Here is a 6948-nt window from a genome sequence, read left to right as displayed (position 1 = left end):
ACCCAGCCCGTTTCGCGGGCATTTTTATGTGAGGCATGGATCAATTTTCGCGGGCATATTTACATGAGGCATCACGGCAAACCCGCCCGCCACGCTGTGGATCAACCTGGGACGGTTACGCCGGGCTTCCAGCGAACTCCGTCGCCGACCGTCATCTTCTTGATCATGAATCCATTCGCGGTTCCGTGCTCCACCGCTTCAGTAGGCAACTCCGGTTCGGTGCTCAGCGCGATCAGCGAAGGACCAGCCCCGGAAAGCGTTGCCGCAACACTATGACGCCGCAGCAGCCGCAAATATTCCGCGGAGGACGGCATCGCCCGTGCACGTTGGGGTTGATGGAGCACGTCTTCGGTGGCGGCCATCAGCAGATCGGGCCGCTGGGTCAGCGCGACCACCAGCAACGCCACCCGGCTGATGTTGAACCGCGCGTCCTCGTGGCTGACCTGCGCGGGCAGCAGCACCCGGGTCTCGGCCGTGGACGAGCGTTCCTCGGGGATGGCAGCGAACAAGTGGATGTCGGGATGCAGACGCAGCGGAACCGCGGAGTAGTCCGGCCGGCCGCTGCGGTGGTCAGCCCAGGAGACCACGGCGCCGCCGAGCACAGCGGCCGACGCGTTGTCGGGATGTCCTTCGAATTCAGATGCCAGCTGGATCAGCTGAGCTTCGCTGAGCGGAGCCGAATCCGTCTGCGCGACAAGGCCATTGACCACCGCGAGGCCGCTCACCACGGCCGCCGCGGAGGACCCGAGCCCGCGGGAGTGCGGAATGTCGTTGCGGCACCGCACCACCAGGCCGCCGGCACAGACCCCGGCGGCCTGCAGGCCGCGCTGGATGGCCCGCACCACGAGGTGCTCGGCCCCCAGCGGCACCTGGCCGGCGCCTTCGCCTTCGACCATCACGATCAAGCCGGAATCCGTTGTCTCGACCACGATCTCGTCGCACAGGCTCAAAGCCAGCCCGAGGCTGTCGAAACCCGGGCCCAGGTTGGCACTGGACGCCGACACAGTGGCGCTGGCCGTCAGCCCCGCAGGCAGAACCGCACCCGCCGAACCAGATTCCACTAGCCCAACCCCAGCTGCTCAACGACGAGGACGGGGTCGACCGGCAGCGGAGACACGTGCGGCATGTCCCGCAGGGCGGTGTCGGGGTCCTTGAGACCGTTGCCGGTGACGGTGCAGACCACAGTCGAGCCGCGTTCCACCCAGCCGTCCTCGACGGACTTGAGCAGGCCGGCGATGCTCGCGGCAGACGCCGGTTCGACGAAGACACCCTCGGTGCTGGCCACCAGGTGGTAGGCCGCCAGGATCTCCTCGTCGGTGGCTGCCAGGAAGCGTCCGTTGGACTGCTGCTGCGCCTCGACCGCCGACGTCCACGACGCTGGTGCGCCGATGCGGATCGCGGTGGCGATGGTCTCCGGGTTCGCGACCGGTTCACCGTGCACCAGCGGGGCCGCACCGGCCGCCTGGGTGCCCAGCATCCGGGGCAGCTTGTCGATGACGCCGTCGCGGTGGTATTCGGTGTAGCCGCGCCAGTACGCGGTGATGTTGCCCGCATTGCCGACGGGGAGCGCGTGGATATCCGGCGCCGTCCCCAGCGCGTCGACGATCTCGAACGCGGCCGTCTTCTGCCCCTCGATGCGCACCGGGTTCACCGAGTTGACCAGTGAGATCGTCGGGAAGTCGTTGGTCATCTTGCGGGCCAGTTCCAGGCAGTCGTCGAAGTTCCCGTCGATCTGAATGATCTTGGCGCCGTGCATGACGGCCTGCGCCAGCTTGCCCATCGCGATCTTGCCCGTGGGAATCAGCACCGCGCAGGTGATGCCGGCGCGAGCGGCGTATGCCGCGGCAGATGCCGAAGTGTTGCCGGTCGACGCGCACAACACCGCTTTCTGGCCGCGGGCCAGAGCGTCGGTGACAGCCATCGTCATACCCCGGTCCTTGAATGACCCGGTGGGGTTGAGGCCCTCGACCTTGAGATGGACTGTGCAACCGGTCTTCTCGGACAACCGGGGCGCCGGGATCAGCGGGGTGCCGCCTTCGAACAGGGTGACCGGGGTCCAGTCCTCGCCCACCGGCAACCGGTCCCGGTAGGCCGCGATCAGGCCCGGCCACGGTTGGTGGACCGCCGTATGTGGGGCGCTCATTCGTCAGTTCCTTCCAGCCGCAGCACGCTTTGCACGCTCTGCACAACGTCCAGGTCCGCCAGCGCGTCAACGGTTTCCGACAGCGCGGCGTCGGTCGCGCGGTGGGTGACCACCACGATGCGGGCACCCACCCGCTGACCGCCCTCGTCGACCACGCCTTCCTGACGCACCTCGGCGATGCTCACCTCGCGCTTGCCGAATTCGGCTGCCACGGCGGACAACACGCCGGGTTTGTCGGCGACGTTCATGCTGACGTAGTAGCGCGTTTCGATGAATCCCATGGGCGCCACCGGAAGCCGGGCGTAACGGGACTCGCGCGGACCCCGGCTGCCGAGCACCCGGTTGCGCGCGGCCATCACCAGGTCACCGGTGACGGCCGAGGCGGTAGGCGCCCCGCCGGCGCCCTGGCCGTAGAACATCAACCGCCCGGCCGCCTCGGCCTCGACGACCACCGCGTTGAAAGCGCCGTTGACCGATGCGAGCGGATGCGTCAGGGGCACCAGCGCCGGATACACGCGAGCCGAAACCCGTTGCTGCCCTTCGTCGGTGGTGATGCGCTCGCAGATGGACAGTAATTTGATGGTGCAGCCCAGGGATTTGGCGGACTCGAAGTCGTCCGGGGTGATCTTGGTGATGCCCTCGCGGTAGACGTCGTCGGCGGTGACCCGGGTGTGAAAGGCGATGGACGCCAGGATCGCCGCCTTGGCCGCGGCGTCGTATCCCTCGACGTCGGCGGTGGGGTCGGCTTCGGCATAGCCGAGGGCGCTTGCGTCGGCCAGCGCCTGTTGGTAATCGGCTCCGGTGCTGCCCATCTCGGAGAGGATGTAGTTGGTGGTGCCGTTGACGATGCCGGCCACCCGCAGGACGGTGTCGCCGGCCAGCGACTGGGTCAGCGGGCGGATGACGGGGATCGCCCCGGCGACCGCGGCTTCGAAATACAGGTCGACTGCTTCTTTTTCGGCGGCGGCGGCCAGTTCGCCGCTCGCGATCGACATCAACGCTTTGTTCGCCGTCACGACCGACTTGCCGTGGGCCAGTGCGGCCAGGATGGCCTTGCGGGCCGGTTCGACCGGGCCCATCACCTCCACCACGATGTCGACGTCGTCGCGGCAGACCAGTTCGTCGATGTCGTCGGTGAGCAGTTCGAGTGGCACGCCGCGGTCGCCCCCGAGGCGTCGCACCCCGACGCCGCGCAGCACCAGCGGGGCGCCGATGCGGCCCGCCAGGTCGTCGGCGCTCTCGTTGATGATGCGCACGACTTCGCTGCCGACCACACCCAACCCGAGCACCGCTACGCCGATGGCTTGCTTGTCTTTATCGGGCACGGTCACCTCACTTCCAGACTCAGCAGATCGTCGACCGTCTCGCGGCGCAGGATCAAGCGGGACTCCCCCGCTCGCACCGCGACCACCGCGGGACGGCAGATCATGTTGTAACGACTCGACAGGGAATAGCAGTAGGCGCCGGTCGCGGCGGTGGCGACCAGGTCACCGGGCCCCACGTCGTCGGGGACCCATGCGTCGCGCACCAGGATGTCGCCGGTTTCGCAATGCTTTCCGACCAGACGGGCCGCGGTCGCGGGCGCATCGCTGAGCCGCGACACCAACCGCACGTCGTACTGGGCGTCGTACAACGCGGTACGGATGTTGTCGCTCATGCCGCCGTCGACGCTGACGTAGCGCCGGTTGGCGTTCGAGCTCACGTCGACGTCTTTGACGGTGCCCACTTCGTAGAGCGTGATGGTGCCCGGGCCGGCGATGGCACGCCCGGGTTCGACGACCAGTCTTGGTGTGGGGAGCCCGACGGCTGCCGACTCGTTGCTCACGATGGCGCTCAGCTTGTCCGCCAGCTCGGCGATCGGCGGTGGATCGTCCGGCGCCAGATACGAGATGCCCAGGCCGCCGCCCAGATCCACCGTCGATACCTGCGCGGTCTTGTCGACGCCGAATTCGGCGACGATGTCGCGCAACAACCCGATGACCCGGTGCGCGGCGATTTCGAAGCCGGCGACATCGAAGATCTGCGAACCGATGTGGCTGTGCAGTCCGACCAACCGCAGGTGGTCGGCGGCGAACACTTTCCGCACCGCCGCCATGGCCGCTCCGCTGGCCACCGACAGTCCGAACTTCTGGTCTTCGTGTGCGGTGGAGATGAACTCGTGGGTGTGCGCCTCCACGCCGACAGTGAGACGGACGAGCACATCCTGGACGATCCCGGCCTCACCGGCGATCGCATCGAGCCGTTCGATCTCGATCATCGAGTCCAGGACGACGTGGCCGACACCGGCTTTCACCGCCGCGGTCAGTTCGGCCACGGATTTGTTGTTGCCGTGCAACGTGATTCGTTGCGGCGGGAAGTCCGCGTTCAGCGCGACGGCCAGCTCACCACCCGAGCAGACGTCGAGCGAGAGGCCTTCCTGCTCGATCCACCGGGCGATTTCGGTGCACAGGAACGCTTTCGCGGCATAGTGCACATTGGCCCCACCGCCGAACGCCGCGGCCGTCTCGTGGCAGCGGGAGCGGAAATCGCCTTCGTCGATGACGAACAGCGGGGTGCCGTATTCGCCGGCGAGGTCGGTCAGTTTGACGCCGGCGATTTCGACGATCCCGTCGTCGTCACGAATGGTGTTGCGCGGCCACACGTTCGGTGCCAGCCGCAACAACTCCTCGGGTGACTGCGGGCGTGGCGGGCTGCTGACGGGCCGGGTTTCCTCGGCGTGCCGGGGTCCGGCGGGGTGGACGTTCACATTCTCTCCGGGGCACTCACTCCGAGGATGGCCAATCCGTTGGCGACGACCTGGCGGGTGGCCTGGCACAGCGCCAGCCGCGCAGTGTTCAGGTCGGTGGGTTCTTCGTCGCCCTGCGGCAGGATCCGGCAGGCGTCGTAGAAGCGGTGATAGTCGCCGGCCAGGTCTTCCAGGTAGCGGCAGATGCGGTGCGGTTCCCGCAGGGCCGCTGCGGTTTTCAGAACCCGCGGGAACTCGCCGATGGTGCGCAGCAGCGTGCCCTCTTTGTCGTGGCTGAGCAGTTCCAGGTGTTCTGTGTCAGGTATCAGGCCGAGTTCGGCGGCGTTCCGGGCCAGAGCCGACAGCCGGGCGTGCGCGTATTGCACGTAGTAGACCGGGTTTTCGTTGGACGCCGAGGACCACAACGCCAGATCGATGTCGATCGGGGTGTCCACCGAGGACCGGATCAGGCTGTACCGCGCGGCGTCGACTCCGATGGCCTCGACCAGGTCGTCGAGGGTGATGACGGTGCCGGCCCGCTTGCTCATCTTGACCGGTTGGCCGTCGCGCACCAGGTTGACCATCTGGCCGATCAGGACCTCGACGGTGGCCGGGTCCTCACCGAAGGCGGCCGCGGCGGCCTTGAGGCGGGCGATGTAACCGTGGTGGTCGGCGCCGAGCATGTAGATGCACAGGTCGAAGCCGCGTTGGCGCTTGTCCAGGTAGTAGGCCAGATCGCCGGCGATGTAGGCGGGGATGCCGTCGCTCTTGATCACCACGCGGTCTTTGTCGTCACCGAAAGCGCTGGTGCGCAACCAGGTTGCGCCGTCCTTTTCGTAAATGTTGCCGGTGTCACGCAGCTTGCTGATGGCCTCGTCCACCCGGCCGCTGGTGTGCATCGAGTCTTCGTGGGTGTAGACGTCGAAGTCGGTGCCGAACTCGTGCAGCGACTCCTTGATGTGGGCGAACATCAGGTCGACGCCGATCTGGCGGAACGTCTCGTGCATCTCGGCGTCGGGCAGGCTCAAGGCTTCTGGCGCCTTCTGCAGGACCTGGGCGGCGATCTCGTTGATGTACGCGCCCGCGTAGCCGTCCTCGGGGGCGGGTTCGTTTCTGGCCGCGGCGACCAGGGAGTTGGCGAACCGGTCGATCTGCGCGCCGTGGTCGTTGAAGTAATACTCGCGGACCACCTTGGCGCCCTGGGTGGTGAGCAGCCGGCCCAGCGCGTCACCGACGGCGGCCCAGCGGGTGCCGCCGATGTGGATCGGTCCGGTGGGGTTGGCCGAGACGAATTCCAGGTTGACCTTCTGGGCTTTCAGCCTGTCGGAGTGACCGAAGTTCTCGCCGGCGTCGATGACTTCCGTCACGATCTTGGCCTGCGCCGATGCCTCCAGGCGCAGGTTGATGAAGCCGGGGCCGGCCACCTCGGCGGAGGCGATGCCGTCGGCCTTCGTCAGCGCCTCGGCCAGCCATCCGGCCAGCTCACGGGGGTTGGCGCCGACCTTCTTGGCCAGTTGCAGGGCCAGGTTGGACGCGTAATCGCCGTGTTCGGGGTTGCGCGGACGCTCCACGGTGACCGTCTCGGGCAACGCGGACACGTCGAGGCCGTGCTCGGCAAGCACCGCGGTGGCGGTGGTTTTGAGCAGCTCAGCGAGGTCGGCGGGGGTCACGAGCGTCCATCCTATTGGCTGGGGTGCCCGCGCCCCGAATCCATTACCGGTGCTCGGGCGGTCACCGGGATGCGCTAGTCTGGCGGAGCCCAATGGCGCAGCGTTCCGTTAGTGCGCCCCCGTAGCTCAGGGGATAGAGCGTCTGCCTCCGGAGCAGAAGGCCGCAGGTTCGAATCCTGCCGGGGGCACCACTTGAGCAGCACAAATGGGTTTCCGTGCAAGTATCGTGCAACTCAGCCCTGCTGCCGGGCCTAGGTCTGCCAGCCACGATGGCAGGCTGGCTTGGGTGACCACTCCGCCGCCAGTCAACAGACGCTGGACCCCACCCGAGTTCGGAACTTGTCAAGGCGGATGAGTCCATCGGGTGTTAAGCGGCGGTCGTGTCGGCCTCCTGGGCTGGTGGGTTGATC

5 protein-coding genes and 1 tRNA gene are annotated in these 6948 nt (G+C 67.2%); 1 reads left to right on the top strand and 5 read right to left on the bottom strand.

The genetic code is table 11. The features are described from left to right. Positions 1–101 precede the first annotated feature (101 nt). The 5 genes from thrB to argS form a co-directional block, all read right to left on the bottom strand. Positions 102–1061, bottom strand: a complete 960-nt coding sequence (thrB, locus tag AO501_RS09100; RefSeq protein ID WP_055577411.1) for a homoserine kinase — start codon at positions 1059–1061, stop codon at positions 102–104. Then, positions 1061–2143 carry a threonine synthase gene (gene thrC, locus AO501_RS09095; protein ID WP_055577410.1) on the bottom strand — a complete coding sequence of 361 codons (1083 nt, stop codon included), beginning with the start codon at positions 2141–2143 and terminating at the stop codon, positions 1061–1063. The genes thrB and thrC overlap by 1 nt, the downstream gene beginning before the upstream one ends. Next, positions 2140–3468 carry a homoserine dehydrogenase gene (locus AO501_RS09090; RefSeq protein WP_055577412.1) on the bottom strand — a complete coding sequence of 443 codons (1329 nt, stop codon included), beginning with the start codon at positions 3466–3468 and terminating at the stop codon, positions 2140–2142. The genes thrC and AO501_RS09090 overlap by 4 nt, the downstream gene beginning before the upstream one ends. Before the next feature lie 2 nt (positions 3469–3470). After that, complete coding sequence (lysA, locus tag AO501_RS09085) at positions 3471–4805, bottom strand: diaminopimelate decarboxylase (protein WP_231752415.1); 1335 nt, start codon at positions 4803–4805, stop codon at positions 3471–3473. Positions 4806–4885: 80 nt separating this feature from the next. Further along, positions 4886–6538 carry an arginine--tRNA ligase gene (argS, locus tag AO501_RS09080; protein WP_055577408.1) on the bottom strand — a complete coding sequence of 551 codons (1653 nt, stop codon included), beginning with the start codon at positions 6536–6538 and terminating at the stop codon, positions 4886–4888. Between the two features lie 115 nt (positions 6539–6653). Between argS and AO501_RS09075 the strand changes: the two genes are divergently transcribed. Further along, positions 6654–6729, top strand: a tRNA-Arg gene (locus tag AO501_RS09075). The last annotated feature ends 219 nt before the right edge of the window (positions 6730–6948 follow it).

The sequence above is a fragment of the Mycobacterium gordonae genome (genome assembly GCF_001417955.2).
Taxonomy (GTDB): Bacteria; Actinomycetota; Actinomycetes; order Mycobacteriales; family Mycobacteriaceae; genus Mycobacterium; species Mycobacterium gordonae_B.
This window is presented reverse-complemented; position numbering and strand designations above follow the sequence as displayed.

Bases quoted from the DNA above. Each gene is read 5' to 3' on its own strand.
- thrC (WP_055577410.1), bottom strand. From the start codon at position 2,143: ATGAGCGCCCCACATACGGCGGTCCACCAACCGTGGCCGGGCCTGATC.